Source organism: Pseudomonas sp. DL, from assembly GCF_047199225.1.
Classification (GTDB): Bacteria; Pseudomonadota; Gammaproteobacteria; order Pseudomonadales; family Pseudomonadaceae; genus Pseudomonas; species Pseudomonas aeruginosa.
In genome coordinates, this window is sequence record NZ_CP178323.1 from 4,760,264 (window position 1) to 4,781,747 (window position 21,484).

Below are 21,484 nucleotides of genomic sequence, written 5' to 3' on the forward strand. Positions count from 1 at the left end.
ATTCAGCGCGCGACGCCGCGGTAGACGTAGGTCATCGGCCGCGGCCCGGGCAGGTAGCCCTGTTCCAGCTCGTCGATGCGAAAGCCGGCCTCGCGCAGCAAGGCCGGCATGTCGCGGTCCAGGTGGCAACCGCCGGCCAGCGGTTTCCACCAGGGCGTCAGGCGCCGTTGCCAGGCCAGCACCGAGGCGTCCGGCGCGCGCCCATGCTCGCAGAACAGCAATTCGCCGCCACGCTTCAGCACCCGACGCATCTCGCCCAGCGCCGGCAGCGGCGCGGCGATGGAGCAAAGGGTGAAAGTGCAGACGATGGTGTCGAAGCTTTCCGCCTCGGCGCGGATCTCGCCAAGCTCGAGGGCGACCATTTCCACCGGGATGCCGATTTGCGCCGCGCGCTCGCGGGCCAGCGCCTGCATTTGCGCGGCCGGGTCGACGCCGACGATCGCCGACACCTTCGCCGCGTCGTAGAAGCCCAGGTTGAGCCCGGTGCCCAGACCGATCTCCAGCACCCGCCCATGGGCGCGCGGCACCAGCAGCGAACGCTGCTTCATCACGTCGCCCATGCCGCAGGCGAAGTCGATCAGGCGCGGCAACACGTAACGGTCATAGATGCCCACGAAACTCTCTCCTGGCACAGCGGCTGGAGGGGAAAGCATAGACCAGCGATGCATTAGACGATTGTCGACAATCAAGCGACGAATGATTGACCCCACGCAATCCAGGCGGTAGCTTTCGCAAACATTGTCGACACATCGACCCGAACAGCCAGTACCATGACCCAGAACCCGCCCCCTCTCGAGATTGCCCATGACGACGGCGAGACCTTGTCGGAACACGTCTTCCGCAAGATCCAGAGCGCCATCGTCAGCGGCGAGATCGCGCCGGGCAGCAAGATCTCCGAGCCGGAGCTGGCGCGCACCTACGGCATCAGCCGCGGCCCGCTGCGCGAGGCGATCCACCGCCTGGAAGGCCTGCGCCTGCTGGTGCGGGTGCCGCATGTCGGGGCGCGGGTGGTGTCGCTGAGCCACGCCGAGCTGATCGAGCTCTACGAGATCCGCGAGTCCCTGGAAGGCATGGCCTGCCGACTGGCCGCCGAGCGCATGAGCCAGGCCGAGATCGACGAGTTGCGCCGGGTGCTCGACACCCACGAGCGCGACGAGGCGTTCCAGGCCGGGCGCGGCTATTACCAGCAGGAAGGCGACTACGACTTCCACTACCGGATCATCCAGGGCAGCGGCAACGCCACTCTCACCCGCATGCTCTGCGGCGAGCTCTACCAACTGGTGCGGATGTACCGCATCCAGTACTCGACCACGCCGAACCGGCCGCGCCAGGCCTTCGCCGAACACCACCGCATTCTCGACGCCATCGCCGACCGTGACGGCGAACTGGCCGAGCTGCTGATGCGCCGCCACATCAGTGCGTCGCGCCGCAATATCGAGCGCCAGCTGGAACCCCAGCCGGCGAAGCTCGCCTCCGCTTCCTCCACCGTCTAAGAGGTCCGTGATGAGCCAGACGTCCCTTACCCCCGGCCAGCGCTTCCGCGAAGCCGTGGCCACCGAACACCCGCTGCAGGTGGTCGGCACCATCAACGCCAACCACGCCCTGCTGGCCAAGCGCGCCGGCTTCAAGGCCATCTACCTGTCCGGCGGCGGCGTCGCCGCCGGTTCCCTGGGCCTGCCGGACCTGGGTATCAGCGGCCTCGACGACGTGCTCACCGACGTGCGCCGGATCACCGACGTCTGCGACCTGCCGCTGCTGGTGGACGTCGACACCGGCTTCGGCTCCTCGGCGTTCAACGTCGCCCGCACGGTGAAGTCGATGATCAAGTTCGGCGCCGCCGCGATGCATATCGAGGACCAGGTCGGCGCCAAGCGCTGCGGCCATAGGCCGAACAAGGAGATCGTCTCGCAGCAGGAGATGGTCGACCGCATCAAGGCCGCCGTCGATGCCCGCAGCGACGACTCCTTCGTGATCATGGCGCGCACCGACGCGCTGGCCGTGGAAGGCCTGCAGGCCGCCATCGACCGCGCCTGCGCCTGTGTCGAGGCCGGTGCCGACATGATCTTCCCGGAAGCCATGACCGAACTGGCCATGTACAAGGAATTCGCCGCCGCGGTGAAGGTGCCGGTGCTGGCCAACATCACCGAGTTCGGCGCCACCCCGCTGTTCACCACCGACGAACTGGCCTCCGCCGACGTGTCCCTGGTGCTCTACCCGCTGTCGGCCTTCCGCGCCATGAACAAGGCGGCGGAGAACGTCTACACCGCGATCCGTCGCGACGGCACCCAGAAGAATGTGATCGATACCATGCAGACCCGCATGGAGCTGTACGATCGCATCGATTACCACAGCTTCGAGCAGAAGCTCGACGCGCTCTTCGCGCAGAAGAAGAACGCCTGAACATCGAGCCCGGCGTGCGCCTGAGCGCCGGTCCGCGAACCCCGTGAAACCGAGTTGCAGCATCCAGAAAAAGTTCAAGAAAGGAGAGAGCAATGGCTGAAGCAAAAGTACTGAGTGGCGCCGGCCTGCGTGGCCAGGTGGCCGGTCAGACAGCCCTGTCCACCGTCGGCCAGGAAGGCGCCGGCCTGACCTACCGTGGCTACGACGTCCGCGACCTGGCGGCGGCGGCGATCTTCGAGGAAGTCGCCTACCTGCTGCTCTACGGCGAACTGCCGAACAAGCAACAGCTCGACGCCTACCTGAAGAAGCTCCAGGGCCAGCGCGACCTGCCGCAGGCGCTGAAGGAAGTTCTCGAACGGATTCCCAAGGACGCCCACCCGATGGACGTGATGCGCACTGGCGCCTCGGTCCTCGGCACCCTGGAACCGGAGCTGAGCTTCGACCAGCAGCGCGACGTCGCCGACCGCCTGCTCGCCGCCTTCCCGGCGATCATGACCTACTGGTACCGCTTCACCCACGAAGGCCAGCGCATCGACTGCAACAGCGACGAGCCGACCATCGGCGGGCACTTCCTCGCCCTGCTCCACGGCAAGAAGCCCAGCGAGCTGCACGTGAAGGTGATGAACGTCTCGCTGATCCTCTACGCCGAGCATGAGTTCAACGCATCCACCTTCACCGCGCGGGTTTGCGCCTCGACCCTGTCCGACCTCTACTCCTGCGTCACCGGCGCCATCGGCTCGCTGCGCGGCCCGCTGCACGGCGGCGCCAACGAGGCGGCGATGGAACTGATCGAACGCTTCTCTTCGCCGCAGGAAGCCACCGCCGAGCTGCTGAAGATGCTCGAGCGCAAGGACAAGATCATGGGCTTCGGGCATGCCATCTACAAGGATTCCGACCCACGCAACGAAGTGATCAAGGGTTGGTCGAAGCAGCTCGCCGACGAGGTCGGCGACAAGGTCCTGTTCGCGGTTTCCGAGGCCATCGACAAGACCATGTGGGAGCAGAAGAAGCTGTTCCCCAACGCCGACTTCTACCACGCCTCGGCGTATCACTTCATGGGCATCCCGACCAAGCTGTTCACGCCGATCTTCGTCTGCTCGCGGACCAGCGGCTGGACCGCCCACGTCTTCGAACAGCGCGCCAACAACCGCATCATCCGCCCGAGCGCCGAGTACACCGGCGTCGAGCAGCGCGCGTTCGTGCCGCTGGAGCAACGCTGATCCATGCCGTCCGGCGCGCCGAACGCGAGCGCGCCGGACGGTTGCCGCACCCAGAATTCGAAAGGCCGGCGTGGGCTGCGCCACGGCGCGAGCGACACGCTTCCGAACACCCCGTGATTGAGTCCGAGCCATGAACAGCGCACACCGCAAACCGCTCCCCGGCACCCGCCTGGACTACTTCGACGCCCGCGAGGCGGTCGAGGCGATCCAGCCCGGCGCCTACGCCAAGCTGCCCTATACCTCCCGCGTGCTCGCCGAAAACCTGGTGCGCCGCTGCGACCCGGCGACCCTGGAGGCTTCGCTGCGCCAACTGGTCGAGCGCAAGCGCGACCTCGACTTCCCCTGGTACCCGGCGCGGGTGGTCTGCCATGACATCCTCGGGCAGACCGCGCTGGTCGACCTCGCCGGCCTGCGCGACGCCATCGCCGACAAGGGCGGCGACCCGGCCCAGGTCAACCCGGTGGTGCCGGTGCAACTGATCGTCGACCACTCGCTGGCGGTGGAATGCGGCGGCTACGACCCCGAGGCCTTCGCCAAGAACCGCGCCATCGAGGACCGCCGCAACGAGGACCGCTTCCACTTCATCGACTGGACCAAGCAGGCCTTCCGCAACGTCGACGTGATCCCGCCGGGCAACGGCATCATGCACCAGATCAACCTGGAGAAAATGTCGCCGGTGATCCAGGCGCGCGACGGCGTGGCCTTCCCCGATACCTGCGTGGGCACCGACAGCCATACCCCGCACGTCGACGCCCTGGGCGTGATCGCCATCGGCGTCGGCGGCCTGGAAGCGGAAAACGTGATGCTCGGCCGCGCCTCCTGGATGCGCCTGCCGGACATCGTCGGCGTCGAGCTGAGCGGCCGTCGCCAGCCGGGCATCACCGCCACCGACGTGGTGCTGGCCCTGACCGAGTTCCTGCGCAAGCAGAAGGTGGTCGGCGCCTACCTGGAGTTCTACGGCGAAGGCGCCTCCAGCCTGACCCTCGGCGACCGCGCGACCATCTCCAACATGGCTCCGGAATACGGCGCCACCGCGGCGATGTTCGCCATCGACCAGCAGACCATCGACTACCTGCGCCTCACCGGCCGCGACGACGAGCAGGTCGCCCTGGTGGAGGCCTATGCGCGCACCGCCGGACTCTGGGCCGACAGCCTGGTCGACGCCGAGTACGAGCGGGTACTGAAGTTCGACCTGTCCAGCGTGGTGCGCAACATGGCCGGCCCGTCCAATCCGCACGCCAGGGTCGCCACCAGCGAACTGGCGGCGAAAGGCATCGCCGGCAACCTCGAGCGGGCCCGCGCCGAGGAAGCCGAGGGCCTGATGCCGGACGGCGCGGTGATCATCGCCGCGATCACCAGTTGCACCAACACCAGCAACCCGCGCAACGTGATCGCCGCCGGCCTGCTGGCGCGCAACGCCGACCGCCTCGGCCTGGTCCGCAAGCCATGGGTGAAGACCTCGCTGGCACCCGGCTCCAAGGTGGTCACCGAATACCTGCGCGAAGCCGGCCTGCTGCCGCACCTGGAAGCCCTCGGCTTCGGCGTGGTGGCCTACGCCTGTACGTCTTGCAACGGCATGTCCGGCGCCCTCGACCCGGCGATCCAGCAGGAGATCGTCGAGCGCGACCTGTACGCCACCGCGGTGCTCTCCGGCAACCGCAACTTCGACGGGCGCATCCACCCCTACGCCAAGCAGGCCTTCCTCGCCTCGCCGCCGCTGGTGGTGGCCTACGCCATCGCCGGGACCATCCGCTTCGACATCGAGCGCGACGTGCTCGGCGTGGTGGACGGCAAGGAGATCCGCCTGAAGGACCTCTGGCCGAGCGACGAGGAGATCGACGCGGTGGTCAGGGCGGCGGTGAAGCCCGAGCAGTTCCGCCAGGTCTACATCCCGATGTTCGACATCACCCACGGCGAGCGCGAGAAGGTCGACCCGCTCTACGCCTGGCGCCCGACGAGCACTTACATCCGCCGCCCGCCGTACTGGGAAGGCGCCCTCGCCGGCGAACGCACCCTGCGCGGCATGCGCCCGCTGGCGGTGCTGCCGGACAACATCACCACCGACCACCTGTCGCCGTCCAACGCGATCCTCGCCGACAGCGCGGCGGGCGAATACCTGGCGAAAATGGGCCTGCCCGAGGAGGACTTCAACTCCTACGCCACCCACCGCGGCGACCACCTCACCGCACAACGCGCGACCTTCGCCAACCCGAAGCTGTTCAACGAGATGGTGCGCAACGCCGACGGCAGCGTGAAGCAGGGTTCGCTGGCGCGGGTCGAGCCGGAAGGCAAGGTGATGCGCATGTGGGAAGCCATCGAGACCTACATGGAGCGCAAGCAGCCGCTGATCATCGTCGCCGGCGCCGACTACGGGCAGGGTTCTTCGCGCGACTGGGCAGCCAAGGGCGTGCGCCTGGCCGGGGTGGAGGCGATCGTCGCCGAGGGCTTCGAGCGCATCCACCGCACCAACCTGATCGGCATGGGCGTGCTGCCGCTGGAGTTCAAGCCGGGTACCACCCGCCTGACCCTGGGGATCGACGGCAGCGAGACCTTCGACGTGCTCGGCGCTCGCCGGCCGCGCGCCGACCTGACCCTGGTCATCCACCGGCGCGACGGGGAGCGGCTCGAAGTGCCGGTGACCTGCCGCCTGGACAGCGACGAGGAAGTCTCCATCTACGAAGCCGGCGGCGTACTGCAACGCTTCGCCCAGGACTTCCTGGAGGCGGCCGGCGCCTGATGGCGCCGGCGAAACACCCTGGTAGGACGGACGACGCGTAGCGTCATCCGCCGACGACCGGCAGCGGCTGTCGAACGCAGCCGCTGCCCCTGAATTCGATTGCCGAGGACGACGACGCATGGCCCACCCACCCCAGATCCGCATCCCCGCCACCTACCTGCGCGGCGGCACCAGCAAGGGCGTGTTCTTCCGCCTGGAAGACCTGCCGGAATCCTGCCGGGTCCCCGGCGAGGCGCGCGATCGGCTGTTCATGCGGGTGATCGGCAGCCCCGACCCCTATGCCGCGCACATCGACGGGATGGGCGGCGCCACCTCCAGCACCAGCAAGTGCGTGATCCTCTCGAAGAGCAGCCAGCCGGGCCATGACGTCGACTACCTCTACGGCCAGGTCTCCATCGACAAGCCCTTCGTCGACTGGAGCGGCAACTGCGGCAATCTCTCCACCGGGGCCGGCGCCTTCGCCCTGCACGCCGGGCTGGTGGATCCGGCGCGGATACCGGAAGACGGCATCTGCGAGGTGCGCATCTGGCAGGCCAATATCGGCAAGACCATCATCGCCCACGTGCCGGTGAGCGGCGGCCAAGTCCAGGAAACCGGCGACTTCGAGCTGGACGGAGTGACCTTCCCGGCGGCCGAGATCGTGCTGGAGTTCCTCGACCCGTCCGACGACGGCGAGGACGGCGGCGCCATGTTCCCCACCGGCAACCTGGTGGACGATCTGGAGGTGCCGGGGGTCGGTACCTTCAAGGCGACCATGATCAACGCCGGGATTCCCACGGTGTTCGTCAATGCCGAGGAGATCGGCTACCGCGGCACCGAGCTGCGCGAAGAGATCAACGGAGACCCGCAGCAACTGGCGCGCTTCGAACGGATCCGCGTCGCCGGCGCCCTGCGCATGGGCCTGATCAAGACCCCCGAGGAAGCCGCGACCCGCCAGCACACGCCGAAGATCGCCTTCGTCGCCCCGCCCCGCGACTACCGCACCGCCAGCGGCAAGCTGGTGGCGGCCGGCGATATCGACCTGCTGGTCCGCGCGCTGTCCATGGGCAAGCTGCACCACGCGATGATGGGTACCGCGGCGGTGGCCATCGGCACCGCCGCAGCCATTCCCGGCACCCTGGTGAACCTCGCCGCCGGCGGCGGCGAACGCAGCGCGGTACGCTTCGGCCATCCCTCCGGCACCCTGCGAGTGGGCGCCGAGGCCAGCCAGGCGAACGGCGAATGGACGGTGACCAAGGCGATCATGAGCCGCAGCGCGCGAATCCTCATGGAAGGCTGGGTGCGCGTACCCGGCGACGCCTTCTGAACCGACCTATCCTTGCCCCGGCCTTCCGCCACCGCGAAAGGCCGGGGCGTCTTGCAGCCACGACAAGAAAAACCATCCCCGAACCAGCCTGACCGAGAGGAAACCCACCACTTACGAACCACTGGAGTACGCGATGAGTGCCAACGTCGATCTCAACCAACGTCCCGACTACGACGCCGTCCTGCAGGACATCGCCGACTACGTGCTGGACTACCGCATCGATTCCACGGAGGCCCTGGACACCGCCCGCAACTGCCTGATGGATACCCTCGGCTGCGGCCTGCTGGCGCTGCGCTTCCCGGAATGCACCAAGCACCTCGGCCCGCTGGTCGAGGGCACCCTGGTCCCGCACGGCGCGCGGGTGCCGGGCACCTCCTTCCGGCTCGACCCGGTCAAGGCCGCCTGGGACATCGGCTGCATCGTCCGCTGGCTGGACTACAACGACACCTGGCTGGCCGCCGAGTGGGGCCATCCCTCGGACAACCTCGGCGGCATCCTCGCCGTCGCCGACCACCTCTCGCAGAAACGCCTGGCCAACGGCGAAGCGCCGCTGAGCATGCGCCAGGTACTGGAAGCGATGATCATGGCCCACGAGATCCAGGGCGTGATCGCCCTGGAGAACTCGTTCAATCGCGTCGGCCTCGACCATGTGCTGCTGGTCAAGGTCGCGTCCACCGCCGTCTGCGCCAAGCTGATGGGGGCCGACCGCGAGCAACTGCTGGCCGCCCTCTCCCACGCCTTCGTCGACGGCCAGGCCCTGCGCACCTACCGTCACGCACCGAACGCCGGCTCGCGCAAGTCCTGGGCCGCTGGCGACGCGACGAGCCGCGGCGTGCGCCTGGCGGACATCGCCTTGCGCGGCGAGATGGGCATCCCCGGCGTGCTCAGCGCGCCGCAGTGGGGTTTCTACGATGTCCTGTTCAGCCACACCAGCAAGGACCTGGCGACCAAGCCCGAGGACAAGCGGCGCTTCAGCTTCCCCCAGGGCTACGGCAGCTACGTGATGGAAAACGTGCTGTTCAAGATCAGCTTCCCCGCCGAATTCCACGCGCAGACCGCCGCCGAGGCCGCCGTGCGCCTGCATCCGCTGGTGAAGGACCGCCTGCAACGGATCAGCCGCATCGTCATCACCACCCACGAGTCGGCGATCCGCATCATTTCCAAGGTCGGCCCGCTGGCCAACCCCGCAGACCGCGACCATTGCCTGCAGTACATGACCGCCGTGCCGCTGATCTTCGGCGACCTGGTGGCCGAGCACTACGAGGACGCCTTCCACGCCGCCCACCCGCTGATCGACCGCTTGCGCGAGAAAATGGAGATCGTCGAGGAGCCGCGCTACAGCCGTGAATACCTGGAGGCGGACAAGCGCTCCATCGCCAACGCCGTGGAAGTGTTCTTCGACGACGGCAGCAGCACCGGCCAGGTCGCCGTGGAGTACCCGCTCGGCCATCGCCGCCGGCGCGCCGAAGGCATCCCGCTGCTGCAGGAGAAGTTCAAGGCCAACCTGGCCACGCGCTTCCCGCCGCAGCGCTGCCAGAGGATCTTCGACCTGTGCAGCCACCAGGCATCGCTGGAAGCCACGCCGGTGAACCGCTTCATGGACCTCCTGGCGATCTGAGCGCGCCCGCCTGGAAGGCGCTGGGCGGCTGGCCGAGGACCCGGCGGAACATGGTCGAGAAGGCTGCCGGGCTCTGGTAGCCGCAGTCCAGGGCGATGGCGGTGACCGTTTCGCCGCCGGCCAGCCGCGCCAGTGCCTGCACCACGCAGGCGCGTTGCTTCCAGGCACCGAAGCTGAGGCCGGTGTAGCGACGGAAGGTGCGGTTGAAACTGCGCAGGCTGGTATGCAGCAACCCGGCCCAGCGTTCGGCGCTGGCGCGGATGTCGGGCTCGACGAGGAACGCCTCGCAGAGCGCCAGCCAGCGCGGCTCGGGCGGCAAGGGCACGTGCAGCGGCAGCGTCTCGGCCGCCGCCAGCTCATGGAGCAACAGCGTCGCCAACGCGCCGTCGCGACCTTCGGTGTCGTATTCCAGGGGCATGTCCACCGCCGCCAGCAACAGTTGCCGCAGCAGCGGCGACACCGCCAGCACCTGGCAGTGCGCCGGCATCGCCATGGCGCTGCCGGGCTCGATGTACAGGCTGCGGGTGCTCACCCCGAGCATTCGCACCTCGTGCTCGACGCCCGGCGGAATCCACACTGCGCGCTGTGGCGGCACCACCCAGCCGGCGTCGCCGGTACGCACCTGCATCACCCCGCTGGCACCGTACAGCAATTGCGCGCGACGATGCCGATGGCGCGGCAGCAGGTAGCCGTCGGGATAGTCGGTACCCATGGCCACCACGGCCCGGGGCGTGGCGTCGTACTGCTCGATGGAAGCGTTGCGCATGGTCGAAGCACCTGGCCGAAACGCGAATAGTATTGGCCAACCTCGCGAAGCGGGCCAGTCCCGGGACGCCTAAGCTGGCCTTCCGCTCTCGCTCCGGAAACCCGCCATGTTCTATCTCCTGCTCTTTCTCTGCGGCTGCCTCACCGGGGTCAGCGCCGTGTTGTTCGGCTTTGGCGGCGGCTTCGTGGTGGTGCCGCTGCTCTATCACCTGCTGCAACTCGGTCGCGCCGCCGACGACCCGCTGGCCCAGGCGGCCATGCAGGTCGCGGTGGCCACCTCGACCTGCGTGATGATCGTCAACGCCGCCCTCGCCACCTATCGCCACCGGCGCGCCGGCAGCCTGCTGCGCGCCTATGTCTGGCCGCTGGGCGCGTACATCGGTATCGGCGCGGTGCTTGGCGCGGCGCTGGTCGGCCTGGCCAGCGGCGACTTCATTCGCCTGGCCTTCGTCGCCTACCTCGCCATCACCATCCTCGACTGCCTGTTGCGTCGCGGCTTCCTCAGCCGCGCCGAGGAGCGCCAGGCGCGGCCGCTGGGCGTCGGCGAGACGCGCCTGGGCGGAACGCTGATCGGTGCGATCGCCACCTTCCTCGGCGTCGGAGGCAGCGTGATGACCGTACCACTGCTGCGCCGCTGCGGGCTGAGCATGACCCAGGCGACCTCCATGGCCAACCCGCTGAGCCTGCCGGTGGCTCTTGGCGGCACCCTTACCTACCTGGTCCTGGCCGGCTACCAGGAGCAAGGCCTGGGCCGAGGCTTCGTCGGCTACATCGACCTGCTGGCCTTCGCCACCCTGGCCGGCGGCGGCTGGCTCGGCATCCGCCTGGCGACCCCGCTGATCGGGCGGATTCCCGATGCGCTGCATGCACGGGTGTACGTCGGCCTGCTGGCGGCGGTGATGCTGAGCATGCTGGCGGGCTGATGCCCCAGCCTGGGTAGGGCGAATAACGCCAACGGCATTATCCGCCGGATGCACCGGACCGGATATCGGCGCAACGAAAAAAGGGCCTCGTCCGAGGCCCCTTTTCTTTTCCGGCGCTACACCGCTCAGGACGCCGCGCGGCTTACCGAGCCGGTGCCGGCAGGCTCCTTCGGCGCCAGGTTGAAGGCGTAGTACAGGACGGTCAGCAGCAGGATGAACGGCGGGCCGATGTAGAGGGCGATGCGGGTGTCCTCGAAGAAGGCCATCAGCACCACCACCATCACCAGGAACGCCAGCGCCAGGTAGGAACTGACCGGGTACAGCCACATGCGGTATTGCAGCTTGTCGCACTCGGCCGGGCTGAGCGTCTTGCGGAAGCGCAACTGGGCCAGCAGGATCATCGCCCAGGTCCAGATCGCGCCGAAGGTGGCGATGGAAGTCACCCAGACGAATACCTTCTCCGGCACCAGGTAGTTCAGCAACACGCCCAGCAGCAGCGCCAGGATCGACAGGATCAGCGCCCGGCGCGGTACGCCGCTGCGCGAGGCCTTGCCGAAGAAGGCCGGGGCCTGGCGATGCTGGGCCAGGCTGTAGAGCATGCGCCCGGTACTGAAGATGCCGCCATTGCAGGACGACAGTGCGGCGGTGATCACCACGAAGTTGATGATCCCGGCGGCGGTCTTGATGCCCATGCGCTCGAAGGTCATCACGAAGGGGCTGCCCTGGGTGCCGATCTCGTTCCACGGATAGAGCGACATGATCACGAACAGCGAGCCGACATAGAACAGCAGGATGCGCCAGAACACCGAGTTGATCGCGCTGGGAATGGTCTTGGTCGGGTTACGCGCTTCGCCGGCGGTGAGGCCGATCATTTCCACCCCGAGGTAGGCGAACATCACCATCTGCAGCGACATCAGCACGCCCTGGATGCCATTGGGCATGAAGCCGCCGTGGGCCCAGAGGTTGGAGATGCCGGTGGCGATGCCGTCGTTGCCGAAGCCGAAGGCGATCATGCCGATGCCGACCACCACCATCGCCAGGATGGTGACGATCTTGATCAGGGCGAACCAGAACTCGAACTCGCCGAAGGCACGCACCGCGATGAGGTTGATCGTGCCCATGCTCGCCAGGGCCGCCAGGGCCCAGATCCAGCGCGGCACGTCGGGGAACCAGATACCCATGTAGACGGCGACGGCGGTGATTTCGGCGACACAGGTCACCAGCCAGAGGAACCAGTAGTTCCAGCCGGTGATGAAGCCCGCCAGCGGGCCCAGGTAGTCCTTGGCGTACTGGCTGAAGGAACCGGCCACCGGATTGTGTACCGCCATCTCGCCGAGGGCGCGCATGATCACCAGGATCGCCAGGCCGCCGAGGATGTAGGAGATCATGATGGCCGGGCCGGCCATCTGGATGGCCTTCGCCGAGCCCAGGAACAGGCCGACGCCGATACAGGCGCCGAGCGCCATCAGGCGGATGTGTCGCTCACCGAGCTCGCGCTTCAGGGAGCCGTCTTGAACCTTCTGTTCGCCGACAGACGACATGGGAACAACCTCATTTTGTTATTGAGATAGATCAGTTGCGGACTCGCTCGTGCGGTCGGGGTAGGGAAGCGGATTTCACCAACGGCGCGGCCCCTGCGCGATACCGCACAGCGGGCGACGACGGGGCGTCATAGGTTCCAGGACTGCACACCGGAAGAGGCTGTCCGCTCTCGTGGAGCGGACGTGGGCATTGCGGGAGTCGACTACAACTGAGGTCGGGCCGGAGTTTTACACAAGATTTCAAGGCCGTCATGCCCCGCGATGGGGCAACTGGACCAAAGGCGTAAGGACCGCCAACGCTGAATGGATTCACTCCCTGGGCCGCGCGCGCAGCAGCAGGGACAGCGGCCGGCCGAGCCGGGAGTGGACGGTTTCGCGCTGGCCTTGCAGGCGCCAGCTGCGCTCGAGCAGCCGGCTGCGCTGCATGGGGTCAGCGCAGGGGTTCGCGGCAGCGGAGATCGCGGTAGGGGCCGTCGAGCCTGACCCAGCCGTCTCCCGGCGAGGTCTGCATGCAGGCGACCTGGCCGTCGAGCTTGCTCTGCCATTTGTAGAAGGGCGCCGGCGCGGCCTGCGCCGCGAGGCCGGAGAAACCCGCCAGGACGACACCGACGAGAAGGGGAAAAAGTGTGCGCATCGACATTCCGGACCCGAAACACAAGGAACTCAGACAGACACTCTAACCCCTGCGCCACGCCGCTCCAATCCTCGGTCGTCCGATTGCCACCGGGGAGATTTTCCTTGCACGAATGACAGCAGGGTTGCAGCGGGACAACTAGACTTCCCCCCAGGTGCGGATGAATTGCGCAGCTACAGGCGGTGCGAGCATGGGTGCATCAGAACGATCCACGAACGACCCTTCCGAGCTGCAACCCTGCAGTCTCCCTGCCTCCGCTTCTCCTCGAAAAAGCCGTCTCCGCCAACGCCTGATGCTGATCGGCTTCGCCTTGCCGATCCTCGCCGCGGTGGGCATCGTGGTACTTCACGAAGCGCACACCTCGCGGCTGCAGGCACGCGAGCTGGCACGCTATGCCGCGACCCTGGACTACGAGGTGCGCCAGGGTCCCAGCGAGGCCATCCTGTTCCCGGCGGACGGCCCCTTCGACCGCCGCCTCGGCTACCAGTTGCTGCCTTCGTTCATGCAGCGCCTGTACGACCGCGACTACGCCATCACCCGCCAGGCGCACTTCTCCCCGGCACTGATGCGCTACGCCGAACACCGGCTGTTCCCGCCCTACGCGGAAAAGGCCCAGGCCGGGCTGGACATCGCCGATTGCCGCGGCGTGCCGATCTACGACTTCCGCTATCCGCAACGGCGCTACGCGAACTTCGCCAGCCTGCCGCCGCTGGTGGTGCAGAGCCTGCTGTTCATCGAGAACCGCGACCTGCTCGATCACGAACGCCCCTACCTCAACCCGGCGGTGGACTGGGGTCGCTTCACCCAGGCGGCGCTGTCGCAGGTCGGCAAGATGCTCGGCTTCAGCGCGCACTCCTCCGGCGGCAGCACCCTGGCGACCCAGATCGAGAAATACCGCCACTCTGCCGAAGGGCGCACCGGCAGCATCGGCGACAAGCTGCGGCAGATGCTCTCGGCCAGCGTACGCAGCTATCGCGAAGGCCCGGCCAACTTCGCCGCGCGCCAGGACATCGTGCTCACCTACCTCAACTCGGTGCCGCTGTCGGCGGCGCCGGGCTACGGCGAGGTCACCGGCCTGGCCGATGGCCTGTGGGTCTGGTACGGCGCCGACTACCGGCAGGTCGGCGAGGCACTCGACGGCAAGGCCGGACTCGCCGCCCAGGGCCTGGCCCTGCGCCAGGTGCTGGCGCTGATGATCGCCCACCGCCGGCCTTCCTTCTATCTGGCGCCGCGCGGCCGCGACGAGCTGGACCGGATGACCGACAGCCACCTGCGGGTCCTGACCCAGGCCGGCGTCATCGAGGCGCCGTTACGCGATGCGGCGCTGGCGCAGAAGCTGGCGTTCCGCGACCCACGCAGCCAGCCGACGGTGCAACCGCTGCCGACCAACAAGGGCGTGACCCTGGCTCGCACCCGCCTGGCCGGGATGCTCGGCGTGCCACTGTACGACCTCGACCGTCTCGACCTGCGGGCCAATACCACCCTCCAGCACGAGTTGCAGGAAAGCGTCACCGCCTACTTGCAGAAACTCGCCGACCCGGACTACGCCGCCCAGCTCGGGCTGATCGGCGAACGCCTGCTGACCCCGACCTCGACCCGCTCGGTACGCTACAGCTTCACCCTGTTCGAACGTACGCCGAGCGGCAACCAGGTGCGGGTGCAGACCGACAACACCGACCAGCCCTTCGACATCAACGAAGGCAGCAAGCTGGAGTTGGGCTCCACCGCCAAGCTACGGGTGCTGGCCAGCTACCTGGAGACCGTCGCGCAGATCCACCGCGACTATGGCGGCATGAGCGTCGCCGAGCTGCGCAAGGTGGAAGTGGAGCCGCTCGATTTCATCCTCCGCTGGGGCATCGACTACCTGGTCGCCAGCCGCGACCGCGATCTTTCCGCGATGCTCCAGGCGGCCATGGAACGGCGCTATTCGGCCAGCCCCTACGAGAGCTTCTTCACCGGCGGCGGGCTGCACACCTTCAACAACTTCCGCAAGGAAGACAACGGCCGCCGGCCGATGCTGCTGGAAGCCCTGCGCGAATCGATCAACCTGCCCTTCGTGCGCCTGCTGCGCGACCTGATCCGCCACGATATCTACCAGAACGCCGGGAGCAAGGTGCAGTTGCTGGCCGACGACAAGGACCCGCGCCGCGCCGACTACCTCGACCGTTTCGTCGACAAGGAAAGCCAGGTCTACCTGCGCCGCTTCTGGGTCAAGTACCGCGACAAGGACGCCAACCAGCGCCTGGAGACCTTCCTCGACGGCCTGCGTCCCTGGCCGGTGCGGCTGGCCGCGATCCACCGCTACCTGCAGCCACAGGCCGACCTGGCGAGCTTCAGCGCCTTCCTCCGCGAACGCCTGCCCCACGGCAGCCTGACCGACAAGCGCGCCGCCGAGCTGTACGAGCGCTACGGCCCGGGCAAGTTCAACCTCAACGACCAGGGCTACGTCGCCCGCGTGCACCCGCTGGAGCTATGGCTGCTCGGCTATCTGCAGAAGCAGCCGCAGGCGACCTTCGGCGAGGCGGTGGCGGCCAGCGGCGCCGAGCGCAAGGAGGTCTACGGCTGGCTGTTCAAGTCGCGGCACAAGAACGCCCGCGACAAGCGCATCCGCATCCTGCTGGAGGTGGAGGCCTTCCTCGACCTGCACCAGCAATGGAAGAAACTCGGCTATCCCTTCGATCACCTGGTGCCCTCCTACGCCACCGCCCTGGGCAGCTCCGGCGACCGCCCGGCGGCGCTGGCCGAACTGATGGGGATCATCGTCAACGATGGCGTGCGCATGCCGACCCTGCGCCTGGAGCACCTCGACTTCGCCCTGGGTACGCCCTACGAGACGCGCTTCGCCCCGGAAGCCACCCTCGGCCAGCGGGTGATGACCTCGGAGGTCGCCACGACCCTGCGCAACGCGCTGTCCCAGGTGGTCGACGCCGGCACCGCGCGGCGCCTGCAAGGCACCTTCAGCCGTCCGGACGGCGCGCCACTGGTGATGGGCGGCAAGACCGGCACCGGCGACAACCGCCTGCAGACCTTCAGCGCCGGCGGCCACGTGCGCAGTTCGAAGGCACTGAACCGCACCGCCACTTTCGTCTTCTACATCGGCCCGCGGCACTTCGGTACCCTCACCGCCTACGTCGACGGCAGCGAGTCGAGCCAGTTCAAGTTCACCTCGGCCCTGCCAGTGCAGGTACTCAAGGGCATGGCACCGCTCCTCAGGGACTACCTCGACCCACGCACCGCCACCCGCTGCCAGGTACCGTTGTCGCCGCAACAGATCGGCCGCCTGTAGCGGTTCAGCGCACCGGCCAGTACCAGGCCGGTCGGTCCAGCTCGCGCAGCCCCTGGATGCGGGTCTCGCCGAAGTCCTTCTCCAGCCCCAGCGAATGGCATTCCGGGTGCTCTTCGAGCGTCGCGACAAGCCGCGCGGCGTGCGACACCACCAGCACCTGGGAGTGCTGCGCGGCCTGGCCGACCAGGCGCCCGAGGGCCGGCAGCAGGTCGGGATGCAGGCTGGTTTCCGGTTCGTTGAGCACCAGCAGCGCCGGCGGCCGCGGCGACAACAGGGCGGCGATCCACAGCAGGTAGCGCAGGGTGCCGTCCGACAGCTCCGCGGTGCGCAGCGGCCGCAGCAGGCCGGGCTGCTCGATCAGCACTTCGAAGCGCCCTCCCGGGTTGTCGATGTGCAGGCGGCTGCCGGGAAAGGCATCGTCCACCGCCTCGTCCAGCGCCGCCGCATCACCGATCTCGCGGATGGTCTGCAGGGCCGCGGCCAGGTCGGCGCCGTCGGCGCCCAGCACCGGCGTATGGGTGCCGATCTGCGGCCGCCGCGCCGGTGCCTCGGCGTCGCTGCGGAAATGGTCGTAGAAGCGCCAGGAGCGGATCCGCTCGCGCAGGCCGAGCAGTTCCGGCACCTGTCGCGGGTCCACCGCCGCGCCCAGCATGCTGTCGAAGGTGGCGAGGTGCTGCGCCGCCACTTCCCAGCGACCGCCGCCGCGTGCGCGCAACAACGGCCCGCGACGGTCGACGAGGACATTGGCCGGGCGCAGGAACGGGCCGGCCCAGATGCATTCGCGCTTGATCACCGGGTCGAGACCGAACTTGCTCTGGCTTGGCTCCGGCAGGCCGAGGTCGATGCAATAACCGAAATCCTCCCCGGCGAAGCCCAGGCGCAGGTTCACCGACTGCCGGCGCACGCTGCCTTCGATCGGCTGGGCGCCACTGCGCATGGCCCGGCTGATGTCCTCCGGTCCCGCCCACAGGGTCGATGGCAGGCCGCCCTCGCGCGCCAGCGACGGGATCACTTCGCCGCGCGCGCTGTCCGCCAGCAGGCGCAAGGCCCGGTAGACGTTGGACTTGCCGGCGCCGTTGGCGCCGGTGATCAGGTTCAGGCGCCGCAGCGGCATCACCAGGTCGCGCAGGGTGCGGTAGTTGGACACCGCCAGGGTGGTCAGCATGGCTGCTCTCGAAGGAACGGAAACGCGGCCGATTGTAGGCCAAATGCCGCATCGCTTACTTGAGCCCGGCCACCCCGGCGACGATCAACCCGACAGAAACCAGCTTCACCGCCGTCAGGCTCTCGCCAAGCAGCAGGACGCCGAGGAACACCGTGCCCAGCGAGCCGATCGCGGTCCAGATCGGATAGGCGACGCTGACCGGCAACTCGCGCAGCGCCAGGGTCAGGAAATAGATCCCGCCGATCGCCGCGACCACCGTCAGCAACGACGGCCAGAGTCTGCCGAAGCCGTTGGAGAACTTCATGCCCATGGCGAAGGCGACCTCGAAGGCCGCCGCCACCAGCAGATGGAACCAGGCCATGGCGGCTCCTCAGGCCGACCGCGCCAGCGCCAGCAGGCGCTGTTCCGCCTCGGCGCAGGAGTCCTCGAAGGACCTGCCGCCGGATTCCTCGCCTTCCGCCGCGACCACCGTGACCTCGTCGATGCCGATGAAACCCAGCGCGGTGCGCAACCAGGGATCGGCGTGGTTCATCGCCTGGTTCTCGCCGCCCGGGCCGAAGCCATGGCCACCGCGACTGGTGACGATCAGCGCACGCTTGCCACGCAGCAGCGGCCGGTACTGGGCGACGCCATTGTCGAGGACGAAATCGAAGGTCACCCCGAGGCGCACGATCTGGTCGACCCAGGCCTTCAGGCCGCTGGGCACGCTGAAGTTGTACATCGGCGTGGAGATCACCAGCAGGTCGCTGTCGAACAGTTCGCCGACCAGTTGGTCGCTCAGCGCCAGGTCGGCCTGCATCGCCAGCGAACGCTGTTCCGGCTGGGGATGGAAGGCGGCGGCGACGAAGGCCTCGGTGACCGCCGGAAGCGGTACCCGGCCGACTTCGCGGCGAGCCACGCGGGCCTGCGGATGGGCTTCGCGATAGGCCGCCAGGAAAACCTCGGCGAGACGCCGGGACTGCGAGCGCTCGCCTCGCGGACTGGCATGCACTGCAAGAATTCTACTCATCTGTATCTCCTTGGATTCGGCTAGACTCGAATGGCCTCAAGGCCCTTCTCCTGGAGCCAGAAATTATTGGCAGCGGGGGTTCCCGACAAATGAGCAATAGTTGTTCAGGGTGAATTCAGTTCACCCATGGAGATTCCAATGTTCGCTTCCCTGCCGCTGACCGCGTTGCGCACCTTCGAATCGGCGGCCCGCCAGTCGAGCTTCAAGGCCGCCGCCGAGGAGCTTGCGGTAACGCCAACCGCGGTTTCCCACCAGATCCGTTCGCTGGAAGCCTGGCTCGGCGTTCCGCTGTTCCAGCGCCTGCCACGGAAAGTGCGCCTGACCGACTGTGGCGAACGGCTGTTCCGCAGCCTGCACGGGGCCCTGCTGGAAATTTCGCAGAGCGTCGACACGCTGCGTCCGCAGCGCAGCGTAGGCAACCTGACGGTCTCCACCACCCCGGCCTTCGCCGCCCTCTGGCTGGTGCCGCGTCTCGGCCGCTTCTACGCCGCGCACCCGCAGATCAACCTGCGCCTGGACACCAACTGCGAAGTCCTCGACCTGCACCAGGACGCCAGCATCGACCTGGTGATCCGCTACAGCCTCGACGACCATCCGAACTTCTACGGTCTCTGCCTGTTCGACGAATGCTTCGCGGTCTACGGCTCGCCGGCCCAGGTCGCCCTGGCCGCAGAACGGCAGCCGACCCTGATCAGCGTGCGCTGGCACAACTCCAGGCTCTACGCCCACGGCTGGGAGGCCTGGTGCGCGCAGGCCGGCGAAGACTGGATGGAGGGCCAGCCGGTGATCCGCCAGTACGACGAGGAGCACTACGCCCTGCAGGCGGCCATCGCCGGCCAGGGACTGGTGCTGGCCAGTTCGATCCTGGTTTCGGAAAGCGTCGCCAGCGGCCTGCTGCGACCCTACAGAGCGGATATCAGTGTCGACGGCGCCGGCTACAGCGCGCTATGCGTGCCCGGACGGGAACGTCATCCGCCGGTGAAGGCATTCTTCGAATGGCTGAGGCTGGAGGCACGACAGTCGGGGCACGCTTGCCGGCTGGAGCGGGACGCCTGAGCGGCGCGGCGGGACAGGGACAACGCGGCTGCCGTTATCCGTCCTGCGCGGCCAGGCGCAGCAGCCGCCGGACAAAACGACGGCCCGCACCTTGCGGGGCGGGCCGTCTCCATGCGCGGGCGCTTTACCCGCCCGCAGGCTCGATCAGCGCTGGGTTACCGGAGCGGCGGAACCCTGGTGCGCCTCGCGGTACTCCTGCTCCGCATCGTCGAAGCGCTTGAGCATGCTCGTCGAAGGCGCCTTGCCGAGCAGGCTGAAGACGACGATGGCGACGCTGGCGAAGAGGAAGCCGGGGATGATCTCGTACAGGCCGGTCCAGCCCAACAGGTTCTTCCACAGGATCACCGTCGCCGCGCCGACGATCATGCCGGCCAGCGCGCCGTTGCGGGTCATCCGCTTCCACAGCAGGGAGAACAGCACCAGCGGGCCGAAGGCGGCGCCGAAGCCGGCCCAGGCATAGGACACCAGGCCGAGCACGCGGTTTTCCGGGTTGGAGGCCAGCCAGATGGCGATCACCGCCACCAGCAGCACCATGGCGCGACCGACCCAGACCAGTTCCAGCTGGCTGGCGCCCTTGCGCAGGAAGGCCTTGTAGAAGTCCTCGGTGAGCGCCGAGGAGCAGACCAGCAGCTGGCAGCTCAGGGTGCTCATGACCGCGGCGAGGATGGCGGACAGCAACACGCCGGCGATCCACGGGTTGAACAGGATCTTGGCCAGCTCGATGAATACCCGCTCGGGGTTCTCGCTGACCGCGCCGGCCTGCTCCGGATGCGCCTGGAAGTAGGCGATGCCGAAGAAGCCCACGGCCACGGCGCCACCGAGGCAGAGGATCATCCAGGTCATGGAGATGCGGCGCGCGGCCGGGATCGATTTCACCGAGTCGGCGGCCATGAAGCGCGCCAGGATGTGCGGCTGGCCGAAGTAGCCCAGGCCCCAGGCCATCAGCGAGATCACGCCGATGAAGGAGGCGCCCTTGAGCATGTCGAAGCTGGTCGCGTCCTTCAGCTCGATGGCGGTGAAGGTCGGCTCGACGCCGCCGGTGGCGAGCATCACGATCACCGGGGTGAGGATCAGCGCGAAGATCATCAGCGAGGCCTGCACGGTGTCGGTCCAGCTCACCGCGAGGAAGCCACCGATGAAGGTGTAGGCGATGGTCGCCGCGGCGCCGGCCCACAGCGCGGTCTCGTAGGAGAGGCCGAAGGTGCTCTCGAACAGGCGCGCACCGGCGACGATGCCGGAAGCGCAGTAGATGGTGAAGAACACCAGGATCACCAGGGCCGAGAAGATCCGCAGCAGGCGGCTGTTGTCCTCGAAGCGGTTGGTGAAGTAGTCGGGCAGGGTCAGCGCGTTGCCGTTGTGCTCGGTCTGCACCCGCAGGCGGCCGGCGACGAACAGCCAGTTGAGGTAGGCGCCGACGATCAGGCCGATGGCGATCCAGCTTTCGGACAGGCCCGACAGGTACACCGCGCCGGGCAGGCCCATCAGCAGCCAGCCGCTCATGTCGGAGGCGCCGGCGGACAGCGCCGTGACGAAGCTGCCGAGGCTGCGGCCACCGAGGATGTAGTCGGAGAAGTTGTTGGTGGAGCGATATGCCGCCAGGCCGATCAGGACCATGGCCGCGATGTAGATCACGAAGGTGATCAGCGTGGGCGTATTGACACTCATAGGGACTCCCCTATTGCTTGTTTTTATCCGGGCCCTTGCGTGTGCAAGCAACGGGTAGCGGGCCCTTGGTTGGCAGAATGGCGCTTGTGGCGTCACTCCGTGAGCGCTTGCCGGAGCAAGCCGGAAACGTGGGTGGCCTCAAACGAGTCCGAACAGGCC

Annotated in this window: 17 protein-coding genes; 9 read left to right on the forward strand and 8 right to left on the reverse strand. The window is 67.7% G+C overall.

All coding sequences use genetic code 11. The features are described 5' to 3' along the window. Nucleotides 1-2: 2 nt before the first annotated feature. The gene (locus ACI766_RS22245) at nucleotides 3-653 is read right to left on the reverse strand and encodes a class I SAM-dependent methyltransferase (RefSeq protein WP_003118644.1); all 651 of its coding nucleotides are present in this window, start codon (nucleotides 651-653) and stop codon (nucleotides 3-5) included. Between the two features lie 117 nt (nucleotides 654-770). Between ACI766_RS22245 and ACI766_RS22250 the strand changes: the two genes are divergently transcribed. The 6 genes from ACI766_RS22250 to prpD all read left to right on the forward strand — a co-directional run bounded on the left by ACI766_RS22250 (nucleotide 771) and on the right by prpD (nucleotide 9,281). Further along, nucleotides 771-1,493 (forward strand): GntR family transcriptional regulator, encoded by a 723-nt coding sequence (locus tag ACI766_RS22250; RefSeq protein ID WP_003085635.1) that lies wholly within the window; start codon nucleotides 771-773, stop codon nucleotides 1,491-1,493. A gap of 10 nt (nucleotides 1,494-1,503) precedes the next feature. Next, entirely contained in the window at nucleotides 1,504-2,400 is an 897-nt protein-coding gene (prpB, locus tag ACI766_RS22255; RefSeq protein ID WP_003103044.1) for a methylisocitrate lyase, read from the forward strand. A 92-nt stretch (nucleotides 2,401-2,492) separates the two neighbouring features. Next, nucleotides 2,493-3,620, forward strand: a complete 1,128-nt coding sequence (gene prpC, locus ACI766_RS22260; RefSeq protein WP_003103050.1) for a 2-methylcitrate synthase — start codon at nucleotides 2,493-2,495, stop codon at nucleotides 3,618-3,620. Between the two features lie 130 nt (nucleotides 3,621-3,750). Then, complete coding sequence (gene acnD / locus ACI766_RS22265) at nucleotides 3,751-6,357, forward strand: Fe/S-dependent 2-methylisocitrate dehydratase AcnD (protein ID WP_003085627.1); 2,607 nt, start codon at nucleotides 3,751-3,753, stop codon at nucleotides 6,355-6,357. A 118-nt stretch (nucleotides 6,358-6,475) separates the two neighbouring features. Beyond that, nucleotides 6,476-7,663: a 2-methylaconitate cis-trans isomerase PrpF gene (gene prpF, locus ACI766_RS22270; protein ID WP_003103056.1), complete on the forward strand. Its 1,188-nt coding sequence runs from the start codon at nucleotides 6,476-6,478 to the stop codon at nucleotides 7,661-7,663. A gap of 133 nt (nucleotides 7,664-7,796) precedes the next feature. Further along, nucleotides 7,797-9,281, forward strand: a complete 1,485-nt coding sequence (gene prpD / locus ACI766_RS22275; protein WP_003103059.1) for a 2-methylcitrate dehydratase — start codon at nucleotides 7,797-7,799, stop codon at nucleotides 9,279-9,281. Here prpD and ACI766_RS22280 read toward each other — a convergent pair. After that, the gene (locus tag ACI766_RS22280) at nucleotides 9,259-10,047 is read right to left on the reverse strand and encodes an AraC family transcriptional regulator (protein ID WP_003103062.1); all 789 of its coding nucleotides are present in this window, start codon (nucleotides 10,045-10,047) and stop codon (nucleotides 9,259-9,261) included. The genes prpD and ACI766_RS22280 overlap by 23 nt on opposite strands. A gap of 106 nt (nucleotides 10,048-10,153) precedes the next feature. Here ACI766_RS22280 and ACI766_RS22285 point away from each other — a divergent pair, with 106 nt between their 5' ends. After that, a complete protein-coding gene (locus ACI766_RS22285; protein ID WP_003159593.1) occupies nucleotides 10,154-10,969 on the forward strand; it encodes a sulfite exporter TauE/SafE family protein in 816 nt (271 codons plus the stop codon). Between the two features lie 125 nt (nucleotides 10,970-11,094). Here the strand turns inward: ACI766_RS22285 and ACI766_RS22290 are convergent, their stop codons facing one another. After that, complete coding sequence (locus ACI766_RS22290) at nucleotides 11,095-12,510, reverse strand: amino acid permease (protein WP_003103066.1); 1,416 nt, start codon at nucleotides 12,508-12,510, stop codon at nucleotides 11,095-11,097. A 430-nt stretch (nucleotides 12,511-12,940) separates the two neighbouring features. Then, nucleotides 12,941-13,150, reverse strand: coding sequence for a hypothetical protein (locus tag ACI766_RS22295; RefSeq protein WP_009875978.1), 210 nt, complete (start codon nucleotides 13,148-13,150; stop codon nucleotides 12,941-12,943). Nucleotides 13,151-13,304: 154 nt separating this feature from the next. Between ACI766_RS22295 and ACI766_RS22300 the strand changes: the two genes are divergently transcribed. Continuing rightward, nucleotides 13,305-16,430 carry a transglycosylase domain-containing protein gene (locus ACI766_RS22300; protein WP_029528597.1) on the forward strand — a complete coding sequence of 1,042 codons (3,126 nt, stop codon included), beginning with the start codon at nucleotides 13,305-13,307 and terminating at the stop codon, nucleotides 16,428-16,430. Between the two features lie 4 nt (nucleotides 16,431-16,434). Here the strand turns inward: ACI766_RS22300 and ACI766_RS22305 are convergent, their stop codons facing one another. Genes ACI766_RS22305 through azoR1 form a run of 3 tightly spaced genes read right to left on the reverse strand, consistent with a single transcriptional unit; the run spans nucleotide 16,435 to nucleotide 18,604 of the window. Then, on the reverse strand, nucleotides 16,435-17,595 hold the full coding sequence (locus tag ACI766_RS22305) for an AAA family ATPase (protein WP_003123024.1): 1,161 nt from the start codon (nucleotides 17,593-17,595) through the stop codon (nucleotides 16,435-16,437). 55 nt (nucleotides 17,596-17,650) lie between these two features. Next, nucleotides 17,651-17,956, reverse strand: coding sequence for a DMT family transporter (locus ACI766_RS22310; RefSeq protein ID WP_003103070.1), 306 nt, complete (start codon nucleotides 17,954-17,956; stop codon nucleotides 17,651-17,653). Between the two features lie 9 nt (nucleotides 17,957-17,965). Beyond that, nucleotides 17,966-18,604 (reverse strand): FMN-dependent NADH-azoreductase AzoR1, encoded by a 639-nt coding sequence (gene azoR1 / locus ACI766_RS22315; RefSeq protein ID WP_087823782.1) that lies wholly within the window; start codon nucleotides 18,602-18,604, stop codon nucleotides 17,966-17,968. Between the two features lie 126 nt (nucleotides 18,605-18,730). Here azoR1 and ACI766_RS22320 point away from each other — a divergent pair, with 126 nt between their 5' ends. Next, complete coding sequence (locus tag ACI766_RS22320; RefSeq protein WP_023912739.1) at nucleotides 18,731-19,660, forward strand: LysR substrate-binding domain-containing protein; 930 nt, start codon at nucleotides 18,731-18,733, stop codon at nucleotides 19,658-19,660. Nucleotides 19,661-19,804: 144 nt separating this feature from the next. On the opposite strand, the gene putP is transcribed toward ACI766_RS22320, so the two are convergent. Continuing rightward, nucleotides 19,805-21,325: a sodium/proline symporter PutP gene (gene putP, locus ACI766_RS22325; protein ID WP_003103073.1), complete on the reverse strand. Its 1,521-nt coding sequence runs from the start codon at nucleotides 21,323-21,325 to the stop codon at nucleotides 19,805-19,807. Nucleotides 21,326-21,484 lie beyond the last annotated feature (159 nt).